The organism is Thalassovita mediterranea (genome assembly GCF_001458435.1).
Taxonomy (GTDB): Bacteria; Pseudomonadota; Alphaproteobacteria; order Rhodobacterales; family Rhodobacteraceae; genus Thalassobius; species Thalassobius mediterraneus.
Genome location: NZ_CYSF01000003.1, coordinates 37,507 through 62,632 on the forward strand (window position 1 = coordinate 37,507; position 25,126 = coordinate 62,632).

The 25,126-nt window shown below is 58.4% G+C and carries 22 protein-coding genes; 7 read left to right on the forward strand and 15 right to left on the reverse strand.

Annotated features, from left to right (window positions below; all coding sequences use genetic code 11):
• Positions 1 to 27 precede the first annotated feature (27 nt).
• Positions 28 to 1,038, forward strand: coding sequence for a GlxA family transcriptional regulator (locus TM5383_RS02365; RefSeq protein WP_058317455.1), 1,011 nt, complete (start codon positions 28 to 30; stop codon positions 1,036 to 1,038).
• Positions 1,039 to 1,077: 39 nt separating this feature from the next.
• Here the strand turns inward: TM5383_RS02365 and TM5383_RS02370 are convergent, their stop codons facing one another.
• Positions 1,078 to 1,731 carry an NAD(P)H-binding protein gene (locus TM5383_RS02370; protein WP_058317456.1) on the reverse strand — a complete coding sequence of 218 codons (654 nt, stop codon included), beginning with the start codon at positions 1,729 to 1,731 and terminating at the stop codon, positions 1,078 to 1,080.
• A 254-nt stretch (positions 1,732 to 1,985) separates the two neighbouring features.
• Here TM5383_RS02370 and TM5383_RS02375 point away from each other — a divergent pair, with 254 nt between their 5' ends.
• From TM5383_RS02375 to TM5383_RS02385, 3 genes are read left to right on the forward strand one after another with little or no spacing between them, the layout of a single operon-like run.
• Positions 1,986 to 3,377, forward strand: a complete 1,392-nt coding sequence (locus TM5383_RS02375) for a glutamine synthetase family protein (RefSeq protein WP_058317457.1) — start codon at positions 1,986 to 1,988, stop codon at positions 3,375 to 3,377.
• A gap of 25 nt (positions 3,378 to 3,402) precedes the next feature.
• Positions 3,403 to 4,704, forward strand: a complete 1,302-nt coding sequence (locus TM5383_RS02380; protein WP_058317458.1) for an NAD(P)/FAD-dependent oxidoreductase — start codon at positions 3,403 to 3,405, stop codon at positions 4,702 to 4,704.
• Between the two features lie 10 nt (positions 4,705 to 4,714).
• Positions 4,715 to 6,052 (forward strand): NAD(P)/FAD-dependent oxidoreductase, encoded by a 1,338-nt coding sequence (locus TM5383_RS02385; RefSeq protein WP_058317459.1) that lies wholly within the window; start codon positions 4,715 to 4,717, stop codon positions 6,050 to 6,052.
• Positions 6,053 to 6,083: 31 nt separating this feature from the next.
• Here TM5383_RS02385 and hutC read toward each other — a convergent pair whose 3' ends face one another.
• From hutC to TM5383_RS16670, 3 genes are all read right to left on the reverse strand, one after another.
• A complete protein-coding gene (gene hutC, locus TM5383_RS02390; RefSeq protein ID WP_058317460.1) occupies positions 6,084 to 6,773 on the reverse strand; it encodes a histidine utilization transcriptional repressor HutC in 690 nt (229 codons plus the stop codon).
• A gap of 71 nt (positions 6,774 to 6,844) precedes the next feature.
• Positions 6,845 to 9,490 (reverse strand): hybrid sensor histidine kinase/response regulator, encoded by a 2,646-nt coding sequence (locus tag TM5383_RS02395; protein WP_058317461.1) that lies wholly within the window; start codon positions 9,488 to 9,490, stop codon positions 6,845 to 6,847.
• A gap of 9 nt (positions 9,491 to 9,499) precedes the next feature.
• Positions 9,500 to 9,841, reverse strand: coding sequence for a putative pterin-binding protein (locus TM5383_RS16670; protein ID WP_143570291.1), 342 nt, complete (start codon positions 9,839 to 9,841; stop codon positions 9,500 to 9,502).
• Between the two features lie 439 nt (positions 9,842 to 10,280).
• On the opposite strand from TM5383_RS16670, the gene TM5383_RS02405 reads away from it, so the two are divergent.
• Entirely contained in the window at positions 10,281 to 10,904 is a 624-nt protein-coding gene (locus tag TM5383_RS02405; protein WP_058317463.1) for a response regulator transcription factor, read from the forward strand.
• 116 nt (positions 10,905 to 11,020) lie between these two features.
• Here TM5383_RS02405 and TM5383_RS02410 read toward each other — a convergent pair whose 3' ends face one another.
• From TM5383_RS02410 to TM5383_RS02420, 3 genes are read right to left on the reverse strand one after another with little or no spacing between them, the layout of a single operon-like run.
• The gene (locus tag TM5383_RS02410; protein WP_058317464.1) at positions 11,021 to 12,088 is read right to left on the reverse strand and encodes a dihydropteroate synthase; all 1,068 of its coding nucleotides are present in this window, start codon (positions 12,086 to 12,088) and stop codon (positions 11,021 to 11,023) included.
• A 2-nt stretch (positions 12,089 to 12,090) separates the two neighbouring features.
• The gene (locus tag TM5383_RS02415; protein ID WP_058317465.1) at positions 12,091 to 13,026 is read right to left on the reverse strand and encodes a methylenetetrahydrofolate reductase; all 936 of its coding nucleotides are present in this window, start codon (positions 13,024 to 13,026) and stop codon (positions 12,091 to 12,093) included.
• A gap of 32 nt (positions 13,027 to 13,058) precedes the next feature.
• Positions 13,059 to 13,361, reverse strand: a complete 303-nt coding sequence (locus TM5383_RS02420; protein ID WP_058317466.1) for a virulence factor — start codon at positions 13,359 to 13,361, stop codon at positions 13,059 to 13,061.
• Between the two features lie 226 nt (positions 13,362 to 13,587).
• Between TM5383_RS02420 and TM5383_RS02425 the strand changes: the two genes are divergently transcribed.
• Complete coding sequence (locus TM5383_RS02425) at positions 13,588 to 14,700, forward strand: Ppx/GppA phosphatase family protein (RefSeq protein ID WP_058317559.1); 1,113 nt, start codon at positions 13,588 to 13,590, stop codon at positions 14,698 to 14,700.
• A 159-nt stretch (positions 14,701 to 14,859) separates the two neighbouring features.
• On the forward strand, positions 14,860 to 15,651 hold the full coding sequence (locus TM5383_RS02430; protein WP_058317467.1) for an RlmE family RNA methyltransferase: 792 nt from the start codon (positions 14,860 to 14,862) through the stop codon (positions 15,649 to 15,651).
• A 90-nt stretch (positions 15,652 to 15,741) separates the two neighbouring features.
• On the opposite strand, the gene TM5383_RS02435 is transcribed toward TM5383_RS02430, so the two are convergent.
• The 8 genes from TM5383_RS02435 to acs form a co-directional block, all read right to left on the reverse strand.
• Positions 15,742 to 15,936 carry a hypothetical protein gene (locus TM5383_RS02435; protein ID WP_058317468.1) on the reverse strand — a complete coding sequence of 65 codons (195 nt, stop codon included), beginning with the start codon at positions 15,934 to 15,936 and terminating at the stop codon, positions 15,742 to 15,744.
• 157 nt (positions 15,937 to 16,093) lie between these two features.
• The gene (locus TM5383_RS02440) at positions 16,094 to 17,437 is read right to left on the reverse strand and encodes an exonuclease domain-containing protein (RefSeq protein WP_306345445.1); all 1,344 of its coding nucleotides are present in this window, start codon (positions 17,435 to 17,437) and stop codon (positions 16,094 to 16,096) included.
• A gap of 68 nt (positions 17,438 to 17,505) precedes the next feature.
• The gene (locus tag TM5383_RS02445; RefSeq protein WP_058317470.1) at positions 17,506 to 18,030 is read right to left on the reverse strand and encodes a hypothetical protein; all 525 of its coding nucleotides are present in this window, start codon (positions 18,028 to 18,030) and stop codon (positions 17,506 to 17,508) included.
• Between the two features lie 62 nt (positions 18,031 to 18,092).
• A complete protein-coding gene (locus tag TM5383_RS02450; protein WP_058317471.1) occupies positions 18,093 to 19,943 on the reverse strand; it encodes a DUF294 nucleotidyltransferase-like domain-containing protein in 1,851 nt (616 codons plus the stop codon).
• A gap of 230 nt (positions 19,944 to 20,173) precedes the next feature.
• Complete coding sequence (locus TM5383_RS02455; protein ID WP_058317472.1) at positions 20,174 to 21,961, reverse strand: sodium:solute symporter family protein; 1,788 nt, start codon at positions 21,959 to 21,961, stop codon at positions 20,174 to 20,176.
• A 5-nt stretch (positions 21,962 to 21,966) separates the two neighbouring features.
• On the reverse strand, positions 21,967 to 22,245 hold the full coding sequence (locus TM5383_RS02460; protein WP_058317473.1) for a DUF4212 domain-containing protein: 279 nt from the start codon (positions 22,243 to 22,245) through the stop codon (positions 21,967 to 21,969).
• Positions 22,246 to 22,307: 62 nt separating this feature from the next.
• Entirely contained in the window at positions 22,308 to 22,991 is a 684-nt protein-coding gene (locus TM5383_RS02465; RefSeq protein WP_058317474.1) for an adenylate kinase, read from the reverse strand.
• A gap of 14 nt (positions 22,992 to 23,005) precedes the next feature.
• Complete coding sequence (gene acs, locus TM5383_RS02470; protein WP_058317475.1) at positions 23,006 to 24,985, reverse strand: acetate--CoA ligase; 1,980 nt, start codon at positions 24,983 to 24,985, stop codon at positions 23,006 to 23,008.
• Positions 24,986 to 25,126: the final 141 nt, after the last annotated feature.

The following is a 25,126-nucleotide window of genomic DNA, read 5'->3' on the forward strand; positions in this document are numbered from 1 at the left end:
GATCGCTCACGCGCCGGAGGTTCTGAAATGACCCGCGACAGTGCCACCCATGTTGCCTTCTTGATCTTTCCCGAGTTTCCGATGGCCTGCCTGACATCGGCCATTGAACCGTTGCGCGCTGCAAACGAGATTTCAGGGCACGATGCGTTTTCCTGGTCTGTGCTGTCAGAAGATGGCGCACCCGTCACCGCCAGCGCCAATGTTGTTTTTCAACCCGATCACGCTCTTGGGGATGGGGACAAGCCCGATTACATTTTTGTGCTGTCCGGTCCCGATGCCAGATTCCGCGCGCCCACCACGGGCAACGGTCACCTGCGCTACCTTGCCCGCCATGGGGTCCAGATTGGCGCGGTCAGCGGTGGGGTATTTCCGCTCGCCGCCTCTGGCCTGATGCTGGATCGCACCTGTTCGGTGCACTGGGCCTATCGTTCGGCGTTTGAGGCGGAATATCCCGAGATTACCGTCAGCGACAATGTGATCGTCATCGACCGCAACCGCCTGACTGTGTCGGGCGCAGCGGCGATGTTTGATCTGATGTTGGGACTGGTTGAAGAGGCGCTCGACAGTTCCATCATGACCGAAGTGGCCTGTTGGTTCCAACACCCCTTGGTGCGCACCGCAGGTGTCAGCCAAAGTGTGCCCGCCTTCAAAACTGACACCGTGACAGAGGATCTGCCACTGGCAGTATCCAAAGCGATCGAGGTGTTTACCCAAAACCTCGAAGACCCGCTAAGCATCGCAGATGTTGCAGATCAGGTGCATGTCTCATCGCGTAAACTGGAACGTCAGTTCAAAGCAGCGCTGGGGCAAAGCCCGCTGCATTATTACCGCATGTTGCGGATGAACGCAGCGCGCCAGCAGGTGCTCTACACCCGCAACAGCCTGACAGAGGTGGCGCAGGCGGTGGGGTATTCCAGCTCTTCCACCCTGACGCGCCATTACCGCGAGGCATTTGGCCTATCGCCCACCGAAGAGCGCCAAAAGATCAGCCGTTTCAAAATGGAAAACGGCCAACCCTTTCCGCTGCGCGAAGGTTAGACGCGCCGCCAATAGACAGCGGATCGTCTTGGGTGCCCGTCAGTAGCGCAGCAATGCGTCACTGCTATAGGTGTGATCCCAAGACGCGGCAGTTGCGGCAATGGCCTGCATCGCGCGGGCAACCTGCGTTCCCTTGATGGGGCGATATTTGGCCATAGGGCCAACCATCAGACCCGCTACAACAGGCAGAACTACGCCACCAATCTCTTCGCGCAGGCGCCGTTCAGAACGTGTGCCCAACAACAGCGCCGGGCGCAGAATATGCAGGGTCGGATAACCAATCGCGCGCACTGCTGCCTCTGCCTCGCCTTTGACGTTCAGGTAATAGCTGGGCGATCCGGCCTTTGCCCCAACCGAGGACACCAGCAAAAACGTTTCGGCCCCTTGTTCACGCGCAACGCGCGCACAGGCCAGCACATAGTCATAATCAATCGCCCGAAACCCGGCCTGTCCACCGGCCACCTTCTGGGTGGTGCCCAGACAACAGAACACCGTGTCAGCGCGCAGCTGATCGGCCACAGTGTCCAAGCTAGAGGCATCTGCAATCACCTCTGTCAGTTTGTCCGAGGTTAGTCCCATAGGACGGCGGGTCACACAAATCACGCGATCCCAAATCGGATCTGCCAACAACAGGTCCACCAATGCGCTACCAATCAATCCAGTGCCGCCAAATACCAATGCGGTCTTGCCCATCTCATCGTATCCTTCATACTGAGAGTGTCATTTTGGGACAGGTAGGCGTGCATCCCTTAAAACGCTAGGCCAAGTTTTCCCTACGTAACGTCGCTACAACGCCGCGCTGAAAAGCAGGGCAATTGATACAATCTCTACCGTTGCGCCCTGCGGATTACGCACCCGTAAAATTGCCGGAATTGACAGGCGCTTAGGAATTTGATCAAAATTCATCATACACAACACGCGCCCCGCAAGGGCGCAAAGGAGGACCGGTGAACACCCCCGCCAACACGCCTGCTGCCGCCAAAAGCTGGCAGGCCACATTGCCCGAAGATTTCCTTGCACATGCCCGCGGCCGCCGCGTTGATGAGGTGGAATGCATTGTCCCCGATCTGGCAGGCACCGCCCGTGGTAAGGCAATGCCCGCCTACAAATTTGATCCCGACAGCGAATTGGCGCTGCCCATCTCGCTCTTCTATCAGACGATTTCGGGCGAATACGTGGATATGGAAATCGAAAACCAGTGGATGGAACGGGACGTGATCCTGCGCCCGGATATGGCAACTGCCTGTGCTGTACCCTGGTCAGATGATGTGGCGGTGCAGGCGATTTGTGACATGTTTACCCGCGAAGGTGATCCCCTGCCCATCGCGCCGCGCAACGTGCTGCGCCGTGTGATCGCCCTTTATGAGGCGAAGGGCTGGCGCGCGGTTGTTGCGCCTGAGTTGGAGTTTTACCTGACCAAACCCAACCGCGATCCCAACGAACCGATTGAACCGCCGCTGGGCCGCACAGGCCGTAAAGGCGCCAGCCGTCAGGTCTATTCGATGACGGCAGTCGATGAATACGGCGCGGTGATCGACACCATCTATGATTTTGCCGAAGCCCAAGGCCTGCGCATCGACACCATCATCCAAGAAGGCGGCGCTGGCCAGATTGAGATCAACCTGACCCACGGCGACCCGCTGCATCTGGCCGATCAGGTCTTCTACTTCAAACGCACCATCCGTGAGGCGGCGCTGAAAAACGGGGTCTTTGCCACCTTTATGGCGAAACCCATCCGTGATGAGCCGGGCAGCGCCATGCATGTGCACCAGTCGATTGTGGATATTGAGACCGGCGAAAACATCTTCTCCAACGCGGATGGATCAGCGTCGGATCTGTTTGGCTACTTCATCGGTGGATCGCAGCGCTACATGCAGGATGTGGTGCCGCTCTATGCGCCCTATGTGAACTCCTACCGTCGGATCACGGTGGACGGGCAAAGCGCGCCCGCCAATCTGGAATGGGCGCAGGACAACCGCACCACTGGCCTGCGCGTGCCGCATTCGCCGCCCGCTGCGCGGCGGTTGGAAAACCGCGTCATTGGCATGGACTGCAACCCCTATATTGCCATCGCCGCCTCATTGGCCTGCGGCTATCTGGGCATGGTGAACAAAATCGCCCCCCGCCCCGAAGCCCGTGCAGAGGTCTGGGAGGCAGATGACCCCCTGCCCCAATCCCTTGCCGTGGCGCTGGAACAATTCGAAGGCGGGACCGAGATCCGGGAGCTGCTGGGCGAAGAGTTCTGTCGCCTCTACCACGACATCAAACGGGCGGAGTATGAGGAGTATCACCGCGAAATCTCCCCTTGGGAACGTCAGCATCTGTTGCTGAACGCCTGATTTTGCATCCCAGAAGGATACGCCGATGGATCTGCTTACCGTGAATGACCGCGCCGGTCAGTATCCGGCGTCTTACTACGCGGCCCATGCCACGCCGCTGCCGCCCTTCGCGGCGCCTGAGGGGGCGCTGCAATGCGACGTTTGCGTGGTGGGCGGCGGTTTTATGGGGCTGTCCACTGCGCTGGAGCTGGCGCAGCGCGGCTATGACGTGGTGCTGCTAGAGGCACAGCGCGTTGGCTTTGGTGCATCGGGGCGCAATGGCGGTCAGGTGGGGCAAGGACAGCGGCTGGATCAGGACGACCTAGAAGATCTGGTGGGCAAGGACCACGCCCGCCAGCTGTGGCAGATCGCCAACCAATCCGTTGATCTGGTCCGCGAACGGGCGAAATCCCCACTGGTGGAGGCCGATTTTAACGACGGCATCATCCACGCCGATCACCGCGAACGCTACGTGCCCCACAGCCGATCCTATGTGGAGAAGCTGAACGATCAGTATGGCTATGACAAAATCCGTTTTCTGGATCGGGACGAAATGCGCCACATGGTCAACTCCCCCGCCTACCACGGCGGCACGCTGGACATGGGTGCGGGCCATATTGATCCGCTGCAATACGCGCTGGGGCTGGCGCGGATGTGTCAGGCGGCGGGTGTTCGCATCTATGAAGGCGCGCGGGTTCAACGGATTGATTACGGCACACCGGCCAAGGTGCATCTGGCAGGCGCCACAGTGACAGCCGACTATGTGGTCATGGGGATGAACGGCTATTTGGGCGATCTGGACACTGAGGTCGCCCGCCATGTGATGCCGATCAACAACTACATCGTCGCCACCGCCCCAATGACGCCCGATCAGCAAGAGGCCCTGCTGCGGCACAACCATGCGGTGGCGGATAGTAAGTTTGTGGTGAACTACTTCCGCTTCTCCCCCGATCACCGGCTGCTGTTTGGCGGCACCGAAAGCTACCGTTACAGGTTCCCCAGCGACATCGCCGCCAAGGTGCGCAAACCACTGGCAGAGATTTATCCGCAGCTGAAGGATGTGCAGATCGACTACGCTTGGGGTGGCACGCTGGGCATTACTATGAACCGCATGCCGCATATCACGCGGCTCTCGGGCAATGTCCTGTCCCTGTCGGGCTTTTCCGGTCACGGGGTTGCGATGGCCTCCCTCGCAGGACAAATCGCGGCAGAGGCGATCGCCGGTCAAGCCGAGCGGTTTGATGTGATGGCCAAGGTGCCCAACATGCGCTTCCCCGGTGGGCCGCGTTTGCGCACCCCGCTCTTGATCGCGGCAATGCTGTGGTATTCTTTGCGCGACAAACTTTGAGGATGTGCAAATGACCCGCATCTACGAAGACATGGCCTACAGCGACCGCCCTATCCGTGATCGTTACTGGGACAGCACGCTAGAGGATACCCTGCCCATCTATCCCGCCCTGCAAGGCGCGGCCTCTTGCGATTTTGCGATTGTTGGCGGTGGTTACACGGGCCTGTCCGCCGCACTAAGACTGATCGAATCCGGGGCCAGCGTCATCCTGCTGGATGCGAAACGGCCCGGTTGGGGCGCCTCGGGTCGCAATGGCGGGTTGGTTTCAATTGGCACCAGCAAGTTGACCGATGACCAGATCGAAGCAACCTTTGGCACCACAGAGGCGCGCAGTTTCTTCGAGGCCGAGCGCTGTGCTGTCGATCTGGTAGAGGGCTATATAGACCGCTATGATCTATCCATCGACCGCCATTCACAGGGCTACAGTTGCCTCGCCCACAGCCCCGCATCACTGGACGATCTAAAGATCTACGGAGAAAGCTATCAGCGCCGCTACGGTTTGCCCTATCAGTTGATCCAAGCTGATCAGATGGCCGCGCAGGGACTGGCATCGCCAGAGTTTCATGGCGGCGTGCATTTGCCGGTGGGTTTTGCCCTCAACCCGCTGAAATTTCTCGATGGTTTGACGCGCGCCGCATCCGATGCGGGTGTGCAAATGCATTCAGATACCCCCGTGCTAGAGGTGCGTCAGCAGAACGGCTTCCATCTGAAAACACCCGAAGGTGTCGTCACCGCGCGCAAGGTCCTCTTTGCCACCAACGGCTATGGCAGCGACCACTTGCCCCGCCCTCTCGGGGCACACTACCTGCCGGTACAATCCAACATCCTAGTGTCGCGCCCAATGACCGAAGAGGAATTGCAGGCACAGGGCTGGACCAGCCGCCAAATGATCGTCGATTCCCGCACCCTGCTGCATTATTTCCGCCTGTTGCCGGACAATCGAATGCTGTTGGGCCTGCGCGGATCGGTTCGGGTGAGCGAAGATAACATCACCCGCACCCGCGCCCGTGCGCGCGCTGATTTCGACCGAATGTTCCCCGCATGGCGCCATGTGGAAACGCCCTATTTCTGGTCCGGCCTCATTTGTATGACCCGTGCCCTTGTGCCCTTTGCCGGTCCCGTTCCAGGCATGGATGGCGCCTTTGCTTCCTTTGGCTATCATGGCAGTGGCGTCACCGGCGCACCCTACGGGGGCGCATTGATCGCAGATCTGGCTCTGGGGCGGCAAAAGATGCCTCATCCCACCTTTATGAAGGCGCCACCACGGCGGTTCGAGCTGGGCCGTTTCCGACGCGCCAGCCTGCCCCCCGCCTTTGCCTGGTATCGGCTGAAAGACGCGCTGTCTTGACCCAGCTATCCGCGGTTGCGGCCTGCGCTGTTCAATAGCGCGTCGTCAGATTGAACCCCTGATGATACAGCAACCGCGCAAAGGTGATCGGCCGACCTTGCTGCCAGACACAGCGCTCTACCCGAAACAACGCCGCCCCCGTATCACATTCCAGCAGCCGCGCGACATCCACATCAGCCGTCTGCGCCGACAGGCTCATCTCTACGTCGCTAAAGGGCGCTTGACTGACCAGCCACTCACTGGCCGGCGTATCAGCAAAGGACGCACCTTCCGCTTCGCTGAGATATTCCAGATTAAGCCAGCGGTCCTCGTACTGATAGGGCAAGCCATCAGCATAGTGCATCGCCTGAACGCGACGCACGTTTACGCCTTCGGGCAGGTTCATTTTGGCACGCAGCCAATCAGGCACGACGCTAACCTCACTGCGCAGCAGTGCGTAGCGATAGCGGGCACCACTGTTTTCAATTTCTGCCCGCACCAAGGGCACACCGAAACTGACCTGGCGACGGGGCACCTTGCGCACTCGCGTGCCTGCCTTACGCTTGCGATCCACCAGACCTTCTTCGGCCAGTTCACGCATCGCGCGGTTTACCGTCGCACGTGCGCAGTCGAACTCTTCGGCCAGATCCACCTCGTTGGGCAACATGGTGCCCAACGGCCAAACCCCAGCCATGATGCGCTGGCGCATCTCTACTTTCAGCTCTCGAAAATCTGTTTTCATCGTTTTCCCTGAAAACCACTAACCCGCTTTCGACCTGAAACCGTGCGGGTGCCACAGCGGCCCCGACTGTATCAGGTCAGCGCCAAGCGGTTTTCTGTCTCCTCCATCACCAATTTCGCTTCGGTCCAAATGACCCGCAATTCGTCGCGCCAATCTCGCAGATCAACAGTCCCCTGACCGTCAAGCACGCTTTCGAACCGGTTTAGTCGGCGGCGCAACTGCGTTGCCCCCACCATAGACGCACTCCCTGCCAAGGCATGCGCCTGTGTCGTCAGCATCCGGCGCATGTCCTGATCCAGCGGTACAGGCTGTGTTCCGGGCGCCAGCTGCACCATCAGATCGATCAGCGCATCGCCTTCGGCGCGCACGCCTGCCAATAGCCGATCGGCTTTATCCGTCGCCAACGATGCCAACACCTTTTCCAGATGTTGCTGATCAAACATGCCCGACTTCAAGGGGGCAGGCACCATGTGAACGGTTTCACCTTTCAACACGCGGCGCAGGTCATCCCACTGCAACGGTTTTGACAATACAGCGTCCATGCCGGCGGATTGATACACATTGTCATCGCGATCCATCACATGTGCGGTGAGCGCGACGATACGGCTGTGCTGACAGGCGCCAGTTTCACGGATTTGGCGACTTGCCTCCAGCCCCCCCATGACGGGCATGTTGATATCCATAAAGATAACATCGAAATGTTCACCGCGTGCGCGTTCCACGCCACGCTTGCCGTTCACCTCTTCGCTGACGCAATGGCCATCACGTTCCAGCAAATCACGCACCACCAGTCGGTTGGTTGCGTTGTCCTCAACCACCAAGATATTCAAAGGGCTAACCGCGGCACGGGCGTCGCGCATCGCTGCATCGACATCAGCCGCCGCATTGTCATCCATGCCGTCGACAACTGGCAGATCTAGCCGCACCCAGAAAACAGACCCCTCACCTTCGATGCTGTCAACGCCAATGCGCCCCCCCATCGCCTGCACGATGCGTTTGGCAATTCCCAGCCCCAGTCCTGTGCCTTCTACGTGATCCTGTTCAGCCGCTTCGAGGCGGACAAAATCGCCAAAAATGCGATCCTGATCTTCTTCGGCAATGCCGATACCAGTGTCAGAAATCTGAAATTCCAGCGCCATAACGCTGCGATCGGGGTGTTCGCATTGTGCATTATGGCAGGTTACCGAAAGGGTAATCTCACCGTTTTCGGTGAATTTGATCGCGTTGCTCACAAGGTTCGTCAGCACCTGCCGCAACCGGTGGGCATCCCCGTAGCACGCCCCAAACGGCGCGTCCGGCGCATCGAGTGACAGGGTGTTTCCGTGCGCCTGTGCTGTCACGGCCATCGCGTCCATCAGATCGGTCAGCATCTCATCCAGATTGAACCGATGCAGGTTCAGACGCAGCCCCTTCGCTTCGAGTTTGGCGATATCCAGCACGTCATTCACATGCCCCAGCAGGATCTGGCTAGAGGTACGCATTAGGCCCAAGTACCGCTTGCGATCTGAATCCGACAGATCGCCGCTGCGCATCACTTCAATCAAGCCCATGATGCCGTTCAACGGCGTGCGCATTTCGTGACTCATCACCGCAAGGAACCGCGATTTGGCCTGTTCCCCCGCCAAGGCACGGTCACGCGACGCCAACAACGCCTGATCTGCGGCCAAACGATCTGAAATATCGCGCAGGAAGTAGACGTAGAACCGTTGGTTTTCGACCTTGGCCATACCTTGCGACAGATCGACGGGTGTTGCGCCACCAGTTTGTCCAACAACATCCAATTGCACGACACTGCGGCCCTCGCGCGCGGTGAGGGGCAGACGTGGTTTGCCACCGCCCGGGCGCCGTAGATAATCCACTAGACAATCGCCCAGCACCTTCGACCGCGCGACCCCCATCAGAGTTTCAGCAGCGTGGTTGAATTCAACAATCGCCCCTGCGGCATCTGTCACGATCAGCGCATCAGGCGACGTTGCAATAACCGCCGCAAATCGGGCCGAGGCATTTTTATGCTCGATCGCGCGGGCCCTGTACCAGCGGCTGTTGCGAAACAGCAAAAGCACGGTCAACGCCAACGCGACAAATGACACGATCAACGCAGTCGACAATCGCAACAAAAGCCGGCTGAGTTCATCGCGCGTCTCTTGGCCGATTTCACCGGTGTATTGATTGCCCTTGTTGATAATGCGGCGCACCACGCGCCCATTGGCCTGTTGCTGCGCTAAAATCTCTGGCAAAGCACGGAACAGGACGGCGTCGGATTGATCAATGACCGGTTCCAGCGCCTCAATTTCGCTGCGCAAATCGCGCAGCTCTTGTGCCGTGCCATATAGTTGAAATGCGCGCCGATAAAAAGCGCCATCGTCCAGCGTGTTCAGACGGCTGTAATAGATGTCATAACGGCGGCGCACCTCACTCAGGTTTGCACTTTCAGCGTTGTCGGCTGCATTTGCCGTTACCAGCGCGCGCTCCAGCTTGAGGTATTCCACCTCTAACTGCGTCAGGTTCCAAATGACGTTATCTTTCTCAGAAACCCGCAATTCCTGCAGCTTCATCGAAACAGCCGCCCAAATCTGAATCGACTGCGGGACGCTGAACATAATCACCAGACCCAACGCCCCAATCAACAGGACATTGCGCAGCGACCGTTGCGGCGGAAGTGACTTTACCTGCTGTGACCCGCGATCGGTCGCAATGGTGTTGCTATCATCCGCCAAAACACATCCTCATGGCAGAGCCACCATCAAGTCCAGCTGCCAGATACTGGCCACATAGGTCGGTTCCGTGCGAAACTCGGGCCCATGATCATAGGGGAACACCACCCACAAAGGGCCACGCGAGCGCGCCGACATCAGCTCCCCGTTGTGGCGATAGGCCACCAGCGCCTGACTGTCAGCGATGTCTTCGACAGGGAAATCCACCAGATACTCGTTCAGCGCACTCAATTCCAACAGGCCAGTTTCGACTTCGATGTGTTTCACCAGATCCTTGAGCCACACCCCTTCAAACTGCTGCACCCCATCAGTCCAGATGGTGCTGGTGGCAAATCCCGCGAGAGGCAGCGCCATGATTTCCTCTAGAGTGAGCTGGCGGCCATCGCGTTCCGAACCATCCTGATACTCAACCGCAAGGACAACTTGGTCTTGGTCTACGACGCCAGAGGCCAAAGCAGCAGTGGAAAAAAACCCTCCTAGGTTGAAAGACGCAATCAACGCAAGCCAAAGCGCCCATCCCCGAACAGCGGATGACGTTGACCGCAGGCGGATAAATTTGTGCGCAACTTCCATATTTCCACGCAGCTCCTGTTCCTACTGTCAGATTGCTGAAATTGACTTTCGCCGTCCATAGCCCTATCGAGTCATAAACGAAAAAAGTGACACTACCGCAGACGAACGGAAATAAATCTGCACAATACGACGCAGGCCAAGAGCGCATTATCTTCTTGCGGCCTGTGAAACCTCGCACTTATCCTCTTTCCCTGTCAGCCCCTAGCAGGACACCGCACCGATGATCCGCATCTTGATTGCCGACGACCACGACCTTGTGCGCGAAACCCTCGCGGCATTTATACGCGACATGGGCGAATTCCATGTCGAACAGGCCTCTTCCTTTCCCGACGCTCTCAGTACGATCCAAGACCGCGAAAAACAGGGGAAAGCGCCCTATGATCTGGTGCTGCTGGATTACACCATGCCCGGCATGACGCTGCCGGACGGGCTGACAGAAACCATGCAGGCCGTATCTGGAAAACCTGTTGCGATTATTTCCGGCACTGCATCACCGGAAGTGGCGCGCGGTGCGCTGGCCGCTGGTGCAGCCGGTTTTCTGCCAAAAACGATGGCACCGGAAACCTTGATGTCTGCCGTGCAACATCTGCTGGACGGTGGAATTTACACGCCCCAGCATTTTCTGGAGTCGACCCCTGCCACCGACAGCGACGTGCAACTGACCCCGCGGGAAATGGATGTTCTGCGTGGCATTTGCGAAGGTAAGGCCAACAAAGAGATCGCCCGCGATCTGAACGTGCAGGAGGTGACGGTGAAATTGCACGTCAAAACCCTCAGCCGCAAACTAGAAGCGCGCAACCGCACCCATGCAGCGATGATTGGGCGGGATAAGAACCTGATCTGACGTCTTCTGCGGAATGGAAAAAGGGCGCCCTCTTGAGGCGCCCTTTCTTATTTGTAAAACACGGATCACGCCGCGTGGGTTGAGGGCAGGTCAGACCCTGCCCCCCAAACCGATCCTTAGCCGCGACGCCGACGGCGACCACCACGGCCACCAGCTGCATCGTCACCGGGTGCTTTGTTGAACTTGATCCAAGCAGCACCACCTTCGTCGTTGTTGGTCAGGAAGTTGGCGGCGCGGATGGCCTCCATTTCCTTGCCAGCGCGCGGCTTGGTGGAGCCGAGACCGAAGGTCTGGCAGAAGGTTTCGTCGTCCATGTCGGCGGGGATGATGATGCCTTTGGCTTCAATCTCGGCGCGTTTTTCGGCCAGTTTTTTCGGGCCAACGGGGATCGCAACCGGGTTCATAATCGCCGAGGTCATGCCAGTGGCCATCGCCATCGGCAGGAAGGCGTTGTTGATGCCGTGACGGTTCGGCAGACCAAACGAGATGTTCGACGCACCACAGGTGGTGTTCACACCCAGTTCGTTGCGCAGACGGTGGTTCAGTTCAAACACCTGCAGACCGGCAGTGCCCATCGCGCCAACGGGCATCACCAGCGGGTCCACCACGATGTCATGCGCGGGGATGCCGAAATCGGCGGCGCGTTCAACGATCTTTTTAGCAACCGCGAAGCGCACTTCGGGGTCTTCGGAAATACCGGTGTCGTCGTTGGAGATCGCAACAACAGGCACGTTGTACTTCTTCACCAGTGGCAGAACCACTTCCAGGCGCTCTTCTTCACCGGTGACGGAGTTCAAGAGCGGGCGACCTTTGGCAGCGGCCAGACCGGCCTCCAGCGCGCCGGGGACCGAGCTGTCGATACACAGCGGGCAATCGGTTACTTCCTGCACTTTTTCCACCAGCTGACGCATCAGCTCGGGTTCAACGAAGTTGTTGTCCGCGTAACGGGGATCTTCGGCCATTTTGTTGGAGAAGACCGCGCCGGAGTTGATGTCCAGAACGGTTGCGCCCGCAGCAACCTGTGCCAGTGCGTCGGCCTGAACGCGGGAGAAATCGCCGCGCTCCAGCTCTTCGTTCAGGATTTTACGACCCGTGGGGTTGATACGCTCGCCGATAACGGTGAACGGCTGGTCAAAACCCATGATCGCGGTCTGGGTTGCGGATTCAATGATAGTACGGGTCATGATTAGTCCTGTTGTGCAGCGGCGGGTTGCGCCGAGGCACCGCCATTTTCGATTGCCCAGTTGGCATTGGTTTTGATGCCGCCGAGGGGGAAGAAGTGAACTTGTTCGATGTTGAAATCGGGGTGCGCGGCTTTGTGTGCGGCCAGATCAGTCAACACTTCGGTCGGCTCATGCGGCAACAGCAGCTTGGACACGTCCTTGGCACGTTTTTGCAGCACTTTCAGCGACGGACCAACGCCACAAGCGATGGCGAACTTGATCATGGTCTGCAGTTTGGCCGGACCCGCGATACCGATGTGGATCGGCAGGTTCATGCCGCGCTCTTTCAGGGTGTTCGCCCATTCGATCACCGGCTCTGCCTCAAAACAGAACTGAGTGGCCAGCGCCATCGAAGCGTCGGTACGCTTGGAGTGTTCCTGTTTCCAGTCCAGCGCAGCATAGGTATTGGCACGACCGCCATCAGGGTCGATGTCCAGGTTCGGCTCGGGGTGACCGGCAACGTGCAGGTTGGTGAAACCCGCTTTGTCGAACAGGCCGGTGTCCAAGAGCTGCATCGAGTCGGAGAAATCGCCGTGCGGGTTGGCAACACCACCGGCCAGCAGAAGCGCCTGTTTGACGTCCGCCTCACCCTGATACATGGAGATCCAGTTTTCCAGCGTCGCCTTGTCCTTGATGATACGCGCCGGGAAGTGCGGCATCACATCGTAGCCTTCGCCTTTGATGCGCTTGGCAGTGGCAACCATATCCTCGATGGGAGTGCCTTCGATGTGGGCGATGTAGACGCGGGTGCCTTCGGGCAGCAGCGCACGGAAATCTTCGACCTTGGCCGCAGTGCGCGGCATCACTTCGATCGAGTAGCCTTTCAGAAAGGCCTCAAGCTCGGGGTTCACAGGTTTGTCGCCCTGCGCCGCCTTTTTGCGGAAATTCAGCAATGCCATGATGGCCTCCCTAATATGTAGGGACCACGGGCTCACCCGCGATCCCATCCTTCTGCTGCGATCAAAGCTTTGATGCGCTCTTGATCGTATTCTTCCTCCAGGCGCGCCACTTCGGCGGCCACAATCTCTGCCGGATCACCGGCCATCTCGTAAGGCTCTGCCTTGCGCCACTCTGCCAGGTAGGCATCGGTGTCGCTGGCGCCGATTTTCATCGCGGCGCGGTCAATGGCCTGTTCGAAACGTTCTGCCAGTGGCTTTTTGGCGCCACGGCGACCTTTTCCAACGATGACCTGCGCAGGAATATCACGCCAGTAGACGATAGTTACATCGGGCATATCAGTCGTATTCCTTTGTATGCGGGGCCAAAATGGTTGCGCGGGGTTTGATTCCGCTGCGGTGTCTTACCTGCATAGACCAGCCGCTTTGCGACGTGGGGACCGTTTTCGACATTCCGGTGCGGTCCAGCGACCTATCGTCATATTTACGACGCATCATACCACGGCTTGCGTCAGATCGCCGGACGTTCTACGCTGGAGGCAACTTGAAATGGAGGGCGTGATCATGGCGCCCAAGCGTCGCAGAGGTGCGGGCGCATTCCCGAAACCGGTTGAGAGCCCCGCGCCCAATCCGCCTGATTCAGCCGAGCTGTACGCCGCGCTGGATCTGGGCACAAATAGTTGCCGCATGCTGATTGCCCAACCCAAGGGCAGTCAATTCCATGTGGTGGACAGCTTTTCAAAGTCGGTGCAACTGGGTGCCGGATTGGAAAGCACCGGACGGTTGAGCCGTGCCTCCATGGGGCGCACGGTGCAGGCGCTCAGGATCTGTCAGCAGAAACTCAAACGCCACAAGGTGCGCCGGATGCGTCTGGTCGCAACCGAAGCCTGCCGCCGTGCCAAAAACGCACGCGACTTTATCCGTCAGGTGCGCCGCGAAACCGGCCTGCAGCTTGAAATCATCCAGCCCGAGGAAGAGGCGCGTCTGGCGGTCATTTCCTGCGCGCCACTGGTCAGCACCAAAACGGAACAGTTACTGGTCGTTGATATCGGTGGCGGATCGACCGAACTGGTGTGGATCGATCTGACCGCAGTGCCCAAACGTGACCGCCCCCGTGCGATCATGCGGCTGCATTCCGGCTTTCACACCGCCGACAGCCCGTTTCCTGCGGCCAAGGTGGTGGACTGGATTTCCGTGCCCTTGGGCGTGGCCACCCTGCGCGATCAGTTTCAGGATGTCGAAGACGACGCCGCACGCTTTGCCCTGATGAGCTGGTTCTTTGAAGAGAACTTGGCCGAATTTGCCCCCTACGCAAATGAACAGGCGCGCGAGGGGTTTCAGATTGTCGGCACCTCCGGCACCGTGACCACAGTGGCCGCGTCGCATCTGGGACTAAAACGCTATGACCGCACCAAGGTGGACGGGCTGCGCATGACCTCGGACCAAATCGACAAGGTGATCCACGGTTATCTGGAACTGGGCCCCAAGGGACGGCGCAATGATCCGCGCATTGGTCAGGACCGTCAGGCGTTGATCATGTCGGGGTCTGCGATCCTGCAGGCGCTGTTGCGGTGCTGGCCTACGGATCGGCTGTCTGTAGCGGATCGTGGCCTGCGTGAGGGTCTGCTCTATGCGCAGATGAGTGCGGATGGCGTGTTGGAAGACGGCCCGTTCTAATTAGGGCCGTTTCTGGCGGCATTTGTCAGGAAAAGACCCAATCGGGCTTGGCTTTTGGGTGAACTTACGCCAAACCCGCGCAAACCTTGAAATTCTACGGTTTTGGCGTCCATACGCCACCGTCTAGACCGAAAATCGAACCGCCCAGAGGGTACAGAAATGGCCAAGAAACCCGGCAAGAAGAAATACGGCGTCGGCAAACCCGGTGCGAAGAAGAACACATCGGGCCGTGGTCAGCGCGATCTGACGGTGACGGTGAAAACTGCCCGTGGGCGCAAGCTGTCCTCGACGCTTTGGCTGCAACGCCAGTTGAACGATCCTTATGTGAAACGCGCACAGGCGGATGGCTACCGTGGCCGCGCCGCCTATAAGATCCTGGAGCTGGACGACAAATTCCGCTTCCTCGTGCCGGGTGCGCGGGTGGTTGACCTTGGCTGCGCACCAGGCGGCTGGTGCCAGGTGGCCGTGCCTCGCATTAACGCCCTTGGCGAGAAGAAGGGCAAGGCCATCGGCAGCATCATCGGCGTCGACCTGCAAGAGGTGGAACCGATTGCGGGGGCCGAAGTCTACCAGCTAGACTTCATGGAGGATGACGCCGACCTGAAGGTCAAGGAATGGCTGGGCGGTCAGGCGGATGTGGTGATGTCGGATATGGCGGCTGCGTCTTCGGGTCACAAACAGACCGACCACCTGCGCATCATCGCCCTGTGTGAGGCCGCGGCCTATCTGGCCTTCGATGTTCTGGATGAAGGCGGCACTTTTGTCGCCAAAGTTCTGGCCGGCGGCGCTGAGGGTGAGCTGCAAAAGCTGCTCAAAAAGAAATTCAAAAAGGTGGTAAACGTCAAACCACCAGCGTCGCGCGCGGATAGTTCCGAAAAGTTTGTGGTCGCTACCGGTTTCTACGGTCGTGATGATGCCCGCGACGATGATCCCAACAACCCGCTGGGCTAATCTCCGATGTTCGACCAACCCTAATAAATGCAAAAAGGCGACCCAAGCGGTCGCCTTCTTCATTGCGCGGAAGCCCGACTAACGAGCCGTTTACAGGGCCGTTTTCTGCCAGCCGGGTGCAGGCAGCACGCTGGCCTGTGCCACACGGATGATGCGGTCGGCGGTGGTTTCTGATACCGCCTCCTCACTCAGGCGGCGGCGACGATCCTGAAGGTTCTGCTGACGGATCAGTTCGAACAACCGACCGTGGCGGGGCTGAAAGCTGGAAGCAGCAAACTGAAACATGGCGTGTCCTTTCTACTCGTTCGAGGGCCTATTGGCAGCTGGTCCTCTGTCATGAAGTAGAACGGTCGAATGTGGCGAGATTTCAGCGTTGTTGGTGCAAAAACGGGGAAAAACTGCTGTTTCCCCGCTTTTGCGCAAAGCGCCCCATCCTTTTGGATTAGTTGAGATCCTTCAAAATGCGGCCGTGTTTGCGGGTGTGTGTCAACAGGTCGCCAAAGGTTTCGATGCCGCGCGCCTCTAGCATGGGGATCAAGCGGCACAGAACCTCTGCGGTGGCGCGTGCATCCCCCAGCGCCGTGTGGCGCAACGCGGGCGGAATTTCGACACCCAGTCGGCTGCACAGCGCATCTACGGTATGATCCTCACTGGCGCCAAACACGACCGCAGAAGCAAGCACAGTATCAAGAACTGGATGCGGCCAATCAAGGTTCACCCGTTTGCCATAACGGTGCATAAACGCCATATCGAACGGCGCGTTATGTGCCACCAGTACGCTGGAACGTGCAAAATCGTGGAAGTTTCGCGTCGCATCCTCGATCGAGGGGGCGCCAGCGACCATCGCGTCGGTGATGCCATGCACATTGGTGGCAACCGACGGGATCGGCACCTGCGGATTCACCAGCGACGACATCTCTTCGCCAACTACGATGGAATTGCGCACCACACGGACAGCGCCGATTTGCACCATCTCGTCCTTGTGCGGCAAGAGGCCCGTGGTTTCGGTGTCGAACACGCAATAGGTCAGTTCCGAAAGTTTCAGATCATCAACCGAGGTGCCATCGTTCTGTTCCAACAGACCGAAATCATAAATCAATGGACGTGACGCATCCGGTGCCAGCACCACCTCGGAGGATTCGATAATCAGCATGTACCCGGTGCCACTATCCAGCGGCTTCATACGGATCTCAAAGTTCTGACGTTTGGCGGATCCCAAAGCGCGGAAAGTCACCTCTTCACCGGTTTGCATCAGGGTTTCCCAAGCCGCTTCGACGGCCTTGCGTTCGAAATAGTCAAAAATATCTGCATTCAGACGCGGTGTCTGGATTTGTGCCAGAACCGATGCTGCCTGCCCGTCATAGAGAACGATCTGATGGTTCGAATTCACCAGGATCATCGCCAACGGAATTTCTGTCAGCAGCTTGGTCAGGCGTTCCTTTTCCAGTTCCAGTTTTTGGGTTTTGGTGGCAATGGCGCCTGCGGTGTTCATCGACGCTTCGATCAACTGGCGGGTCACTGCTTCTGCCGCAGGTCCCAGATCGCCGAGGTATTTCGCCGCTTCCATATCCATATGGTGGTTGACGCCCGCATGAGCGCCCGCCCGCATCCGTGCGGCGACACGTTCAATCGGTTTGGCCACGTTTTCATCAAACAGCAGCCAGATCCCCATCACCATGCCCATCAAACCAAAGCCGGCAATGATGCCTGCCTGTAGGAATGCACTCACCAGTTCGCCTTGTTGTGCGGCCTCAAAGCCGAAGTAAAGCGCCAGTGCGAACAGCACGACGCCCCCTATCCCAATCAAGGCAAAGAACAAAAATACTCTGAGGCGGAGGCTGAGGTTATCTAGCATTACCGTTTTCCTTCGCAGACGATCTGGTAAAGCCCTTCAGAGCGATCCAGCGCTGACCATGTCACATTTTCTATCGCACCCGCGTCGGAGAAGGTGGCATCAGCGCCCAGTGCGGCCTGACGGAATTGGGCGCAATCGACCAGAACCGGGCGCAGTTGCACCGGTTGCCAGCGACCGAAAAACGCAAGATCCACCATGTTTTGACCTTCAAAAGCAGCGTTGGTGCGTACCGATTGGGTATCCACAGCCATAAAACGGCTGACATATGGAAAAGGATAGGTCCAAGGCCGATAAAAAGCGCGGTTCTCTACTTTTTTGGCAACCACCAACCCTTCGGGCAGGGTGGAAACTGTGCGATTATACCACGTGTATTCACTACTAATGGTCGTACCAATCATCACCAGCCCCGCCACCACAGGGGTCAACCAACGCGGCAGGCGGCCACGAAGGATTTTGTTAACCAACATCATCCCACCCGCAGCGGCCAAACCCGCCACAAAGGTAGCGATCAATTCAAGAAACATGATTTCCCTCCCTTAATCATGCACTTATCGTCCATGCCGACGCCAAGGCGCCCGTGTTATACCTATGCCCCGCGGCCATGTCCCAACGCTGATTGCAGCGATTTGATCACCACAAAGGCATTGCGCAAATGGCTGCGTTCCAGATCCGACAGTTCCGAAGGCGCCATATAGTTGTCCGGCTCTTCGCCGCGCTGGATCTGGCGTGCCTGATGGCTCAGGCGATTTTCAGCGATCAGATCATAGGCGTCCAGCAAATCCCGCGCACCCGAGGGTGACAGCCCCCCTGCCCCCGCCGCCTGTTCCAGACGGGCACGGGTGTTGGCTTGATCAATTTCTCCCTGCAGCGCATAGACGCGCCCCAGATCCACCACCGGCACCACGCCGTTGTGTTTCATATCAAGCGTATTTTTATGTTCGCCCGACCGGATGGTGGCAAAGCCACGCAACAGCCCCAACGGTGGCGTATGTTTCAGCGAATTGCTGATCATATGCGCCACGAAGATCGAATTTTGCGCCGCCCGCGCCAGCGTCTCCTCGTGCATGTCCTCAAACAGCGACATCGCGCCACCGATGGGGCGCAGATCGAACATGACAGAGGCCAGCATCTGTGCCTCATTGTCGGGGCTGGTGATCCAGCGCTCAAAGTAGCTGCGCCAAACGTGCTGAGGCTGACACCAACGTGGATTGGTCGCCATCATGTCACCCGGACAATAAACATAGCCGCAGGTGTTCAGGCCATCACAGACAAACTGCGCCAGATCAGCGAAATAGCCCATCTGATCATCGCGCACATCATCATGCAGGATCAGGCAGTTGTCCTGATCGCTGACGCCGGTTTGTTCCTGACGCCCCTGACTGCCACAGGCCAGCCACAGATAGGGCACCGGCGGCGGGCCCAGCTTGTCCTCGGCCAATGCCAACAGACGACGTGTGGCGGTGTCGGCCACATCGGTGATCAAGCGCGTCACCACCTCATGACGGTTGCCCGCGCCCACCAGCTGCACCAGCAGTTGCGGGATACGCGCGGTCACCTCAGCCATATCCTCTGCCGTATCGGCGTGGGCAATTTCTGACACCAGTTCGGCAGAGCTGACAGCCTGAAAACGGGTCAGATCGGTTTGGCTGACCATCCCAACCAATGCGCCGCCTTCGCAAATCGGGATATGACCAATGCGGCGTTCCATCATAGCATGCAGCACATCAGATCCGATCGCGGTGGGCGCCAGTGTCAGGGGATCACGGGTCATGATCTGCGCAACAGGCGTATCCAATGGCAGCGCATCCGCCAACACACCCGCCATATCGCGGACAGTGACAATCCCAGACAGTTGATTGCCGTCGACGACGCACAGCGATGAAATCCGGCGATCACGGATCAGCCGCGCCGCCGCCTGCAGCGACACATCAGGAGCACAGGATACCGGATTTCGGGTCATCAGATCCGCCACCTTGGTTGAGGCCAGATCGTCCTTCTGCACCCGCTGACGCGAGCGGTCAAAGAACCGGCGCGCCTGTTCGTTGCGCTCGATTAAAGCGGTAAACTCAGCGGCAGGCAGGATCAGACAGGTGGTATCCTCCAGCGCGCGGGCCGAGGTCTGCGCAATCCCATCCCCCAGCAAACCGCGTTCGCCGAAAGAGTTGCGCACAGACAGATGCGACAGCGGCACATCGTTGGCATCGCGCACCTCTACGTGGCCCTTGTGGATCACGTAAAGCCCGACCTGCTGTTCGCCTTTTTGGTAAATCTGTTCACCCGCCGCAAAACGGTGCCATTCAAACACCTGTAGCAACGGCTCCAGCGCTTCGGCGGACATGGTGTCATACGGGTGCAGCGAGGTCAGGAAACGATGCAAATCAGCCGGGGACAATGCGGAAACCTCTTGCGGGTTGGGGGTGGTTGAGGGGTGTGTCATGCATCTCTCCGATCAGGGTCTTCAAAGCCTTAACAGGATTTCACCCCCGCAACTTTGACGCATAACAACAACGGCCAGATATCTCATTCATAAAGCACAGGCCAAACAGGGAAAGAAGCCCGTGTGCAAATCACCTGTGCCAAAAGTAAAAAGCATCCCGCCCAGATGCCTTGGGCGGGATGCAGTGTGAACGGGCGCCCTTCGGGGAGGTCCGCGCCCGTTCTCGGGGATCAGTGATCCTGTGCGGCACCTGCACCACGGGGGATGCGGACGCTTTCGACCAGATCTTTGATGTCCTGCGGCAGCTCCTTGGTCATGCCGGTGACGATGTAAGCAACCGCGAAATTGATTGCAGCGCCGATGGCCCCGAAGGAGGTGGACTTCACAGTACCCAGCAACGGATCAGCATCGGTGAAGCTGTTGGTGCCAGGAATGAAGAACCAGCCTTTGTGCAGGAAGATGTAGATCAGGGTGACGGTCAGACCAGCCAGCATGCCTGCCACTGCGCCGGTGTTGTTGATCTTCTTCGAGAAGATCCCCATCATCAGTGCAGGGAAGATCGACGCCGCCGCCAGACCAAAGGCCAGTGCCACGGTTTGCGCTGCGAAGCCCGGAGGGTTCAGGCCCAGGTAGGTCGCCACAGCAATAGCAACAGCCATCGCGATACGGGCGGACAGCAGTTCGCCTTTTTCGCTGATCTGCGGGTTGATCGACCCTTTGATCAGGTCGTGCGATACTGCCGACGAGATCGCCAGAAGCAGACCCGCTGCGGTCGACAGTGCGGCAGCCAGACCACCAGCAGCCACCAGACCGATCACCCAACCCGGCAGGTTGGCAATCTCGGGGTTGGCCAGAACCAGGATGTCACGGTTGAACTTGGTCAGTTCGTTCTGCGAACCCCAGCCTGCAGCTTCCATCTTGGCAACGGTGTCGGCGTCCTTGTCGTTGAAGTAGGCAATTTTGCCGTCGCCGTTTTTGTCTTCCCAACCCAGAAGGCCGGTTTTTTCCCAAGTGGCCATCCAGTTGTACTGCTGTTCGGAACCGATCATCTCAACCGATACAGGCTCGCTCGAGGTGCCGTTCGGCCACATCAGTTCGGTGATGTTCAGGCGCGCCATCGCACCAACAGCCGGGGCGGTCAGGTACAGCAGTGCAATGAACACCAGCGCCCAACCAGCGGACCAACGTGCGTCGGATACCTTGGGGACGGTGAAGAAACGCATGATCACGTGGGGCAGACCCGCGGTACCGATCATCAGCGACAGGGTGAACAGAACCATGTTGAAGGTATCGGAATGGTGGGCAGTGTATTCGTTAAAGCCCAGTTCCTTCACGATCGCGTCCAGCTTCGCCAAGAGCGGCTCACCAGATGCGGCGTGATCGCCGAACAGACCCAGCGCCGGGATCGGGTTACCGGTCAGCTGCAGCGAGATGAAGATCGCCGGAATGGTGTAGGCCATGATCAGCACGACATACTGCGCAACCTGCGTGTAGGTCACACCCTTCATGCCGCCGAATACGGCGTAGGCGAATACCACACAGGCACCGATCAGCAGACCAGCGGTGTTGCTGACCTCAAGGAAACGACCAAAGGCAACACCAACACCAGTCATCTGACCGATCACGTAGGTGGTGGAGGCAACGATCAGACAGACAACGGCCACGATACGGGCAGTCTGGCTGTAGAAACGGTCGCCGATGAATTCCGACACGGTGAACTTGCCGAATTTACGCAGGTACGGTGCCAGCAGCAGGGCCAGCAAAACGTAACCACCGGTCCAACCCATCAGGAAGGTGGAGTTGTCATAACCGGTAAACGCAATAAGACCCGCCATCGAAATGAACGATGCTGCCGACATCCAGTCAGCTGCAGTGGCCATACCGTTGGTGACAGGGTGAACGCCGCGACCTGCAGCGTAGAACTCAGATGTGGACCCCGCGCGGGCCCAAATCGCGATGCCGATGTAAAGCGCGAAGGATGCGCCAACAAACAGCAGGTTGATGGTAAACTGATCCATAAGCCTTAGCCCTCGTCCACGCCGTATTCACGGTCGAGTTTGTTCATGCGCCATGCGTAGTTAAAGATCAGCGCCAGAAAGACCAGGATGCTGCCTTGCTGTGCAAACCAGAAACCAAGATCGGTGCCGCCGATGGTGATGCCTGCCAGCATCGGGCGCAGCAGAATGCCAAACCCGAAGGACACCACCGCCCAGATGATCAGGCTGATGAAAATGATGCGCAGGTTTGCTGACCAGTAGTTCTGGTCAGACGCCTGCGCGCTTGATGTGTTGTGGTCCGCCATTGCGGTTCTCCTCTCCTCCTCGTCTGCGCCGGGGACGGCGCAGGTGTCTTACGCGTTGCTGCTCAGGCCGTAGCCTTTGCAACAATCGCGGCAAGTCCTTTGGCAATCGCGCTGATTTCCCCCATCGCATCAATGCGTTGCAGGGCGCTCTTGGCCTCATAATAAGTGATCAGCGGTGCGGTCTGGGCATGGTATGCCTCCAGACGGGCACCGACGGTTTCGGCGTTGTCATCCGCGCGGCGCTTGAACTCCGTGCTGCCACATTTGTCGCAAACACCCGCCGTTTGGGGCTGTTTGAAACTGTCGTGATAGCCTTCGCCGCAACCGCCGCAGGTGTAGCGGCCCGACACACGTTGCACCATCGCCGCATCATCCACCTCTAGACTGATGGCGGCATTGATGCGCTGGCCGGTTTCCGTCAGCAGGGCATCCAGTGCCTCGGCCTGAACTGTGGTGCGTGGGAAACCGTCGAGGATCACGCCCTTGGCGCAGTCCGGCTGGGCCAGACGATCGCGCAGAATGGCAATCACGATGTCATCGCTGACCAGACCGCCACTGTCCATTGCCGCCTTGGCACGCATGCCAGCATCGGTTTTCTGCGCAACCGCGTCGCGCAGCAGATCACCTGTGGACAGCTGCACCAGACCGAATGTCTCTTCCAGCATGCGGGCCTGCGTGCCCTTGCCAGCCCCCGGAGGGCCCAGCAGGATCAAAACGGCGGGGGTAGTTTCTACCATTGTGGTCATAGCCTTACCCCCTATCAATCAGCGCGGTTCATGCGGTTTTCGATCAGCTCATCCACAACGCTGGGATCGGCCAGCGTCGAGGTGTCGCCAAGCGCGCCGAAGTCATCCTCGGCAATCTTGCGCAGGATGCGGCGCATGATCTTGCCGGAACGAGTTTTCGGCAGACCGGGGGCCCATTGGATCAGGTCAGGGGCGGCAATCGGGCCGATTTCGGTGCGGACCCAGGTGCGCAATTCCTGACGAAGCTCGTCCGACGGTTCCTCGCCGTTCATCAGGGTGACGTAGCAGTAGATGCCTTGGCCCTTGATGTCGTGGGGATAGCCAACCACCGCGGCTTCGGCCACTTTGGCATGCGCTACCAGTGCGCTTTCCACCTCGGCGGTGCCCATGCGGTGGCCCGAAACGTTGATCACATCGTCCACACGACCGGTGATCCAGTAATCGCCGTCTTCGTCACGACGGCAGCCGTCACCAGCAAAGTAGTAGCCTTTGTAGTCAGAGAAATACGTCTTCTCGAACCGTTCATGGTCGCCCCACACAGTCCGCATCTGGCTGGGCCAGCTGTCTGCGATGCACAGCACACCTTCGGTCGGGATGTCGTGGATTTCCTCACCCGACTGCGGGTCCAGAACCACCGGTTTCACACCAAAGAACGGCTTCATCGCAGATCCCGGTTTCAGCGCATGCGCACCGGGCAGCGGGGTCATCATGTGACCACCGGTTTCGGTCTGCCACCAGGTGTCCACGATGGGGCATTTGCCCTTGCCGACCTGTTCGTTGTACCAGTTCCACGCTTCGGGATTAATCGGTTCACCCACAGTGCCCAGCACCTTCAGATCGCTGAGGTCGTATTTTTCGACAAACTCGTTCCCCTGCCCCATCAGCGCACGGATCGCGGTGGGCGCGGTGTAGAACTGGTTCACCTTGTGCTTTTCGCACACGGCCCAAAAACGGCCCGCGTCGGGGTACGTCGGCACACCTTCAAACATCAGCGTGGTCGCACCATTGGCCAGCGGGCCATAGACGATGTAGCTGTGGCCAGTGACCCAACCCACATCAGCGGTACACCAGAAAATATCACCTTCATGATAGTCGAAGACATATTCATGAGTCATCGAGGCATAGACCAGATACCCGCCGGAGGTATGCACAACCCCCTTGGGCTGACCGGTAGAGCCAGAGGTATAGAGGATGAACAGCGGATCTTCGGCGTTCATTTCAACGGGGCGGCAGTAGTCGTTCGCCTCCAGCGCCATCTCGTTGTAGTCATAGTCGCGACCATCAATCCACGTGGTCTGATCGCCAGTGCGTTTGACCACCAGACATTTCACCGTGTCTTTGGTGTGCAGCAGCGCCGCGTCAGCGTTGGATTTAAGCGGCGTCTTGCGGCCACCACGCGGTGCGGTGTCAGCGGTGATCAGCACCTTGGCGTCGCAACCGTTTACACGGGCCGCCAGTGCATCGGGGCTGAAACCTGCGAATACGATCGAATGAATGGCGCCGATACGGGCACAGGCCAGCATAGCATAGGCCGCTTCGGGGATCATCGGCAGGTAGATGACAACACGGTCGCCTTTGCGCACGCCCAGCTCTTCCAGCACATTGGCCATACGGCAAACGCTGGTGTGCAGCTGTTTATAGGTGATGTGCTGCGCCGCCTCATCAGGATTGTCGGGCTCAAAGATGATCGCGGTCTGATCGCCACGGGTTTCCAGATGGCGGTCGATGCAGTTGGCCGCAACGTTCAGCGTGCCATCCTCAAACCACTTGATATCCACCTTGCCCGGTTCAAAGCTGGTGTTCTTTACCTGGGTATAAGGTTTCATCCAGTCCAGACGTTTACCGTGTTCCGCCCAGAACCCTTCAGGGTCATTGATCGAGGCGTCATAAAGCGCGGCATACTTTTCTGCATCGATATGCGCGGTTTTGGCGAATTCTTCGGAAACGGGGACGACTGATGGAGTCTGGGTTTCATTTGCGTGGTCAAGCGACATGCGTACTTCCTCCCTTGCGCTATGGTGTCTCGCGCTTCGGGCCTCCACTCCCAAATCGCAGACAAGTGCGTTGACCGAAAGGATACGCAAAAATGAAAATATTGTAATAATGGATTATTTTAATTGATGTTTTTTGTAAAA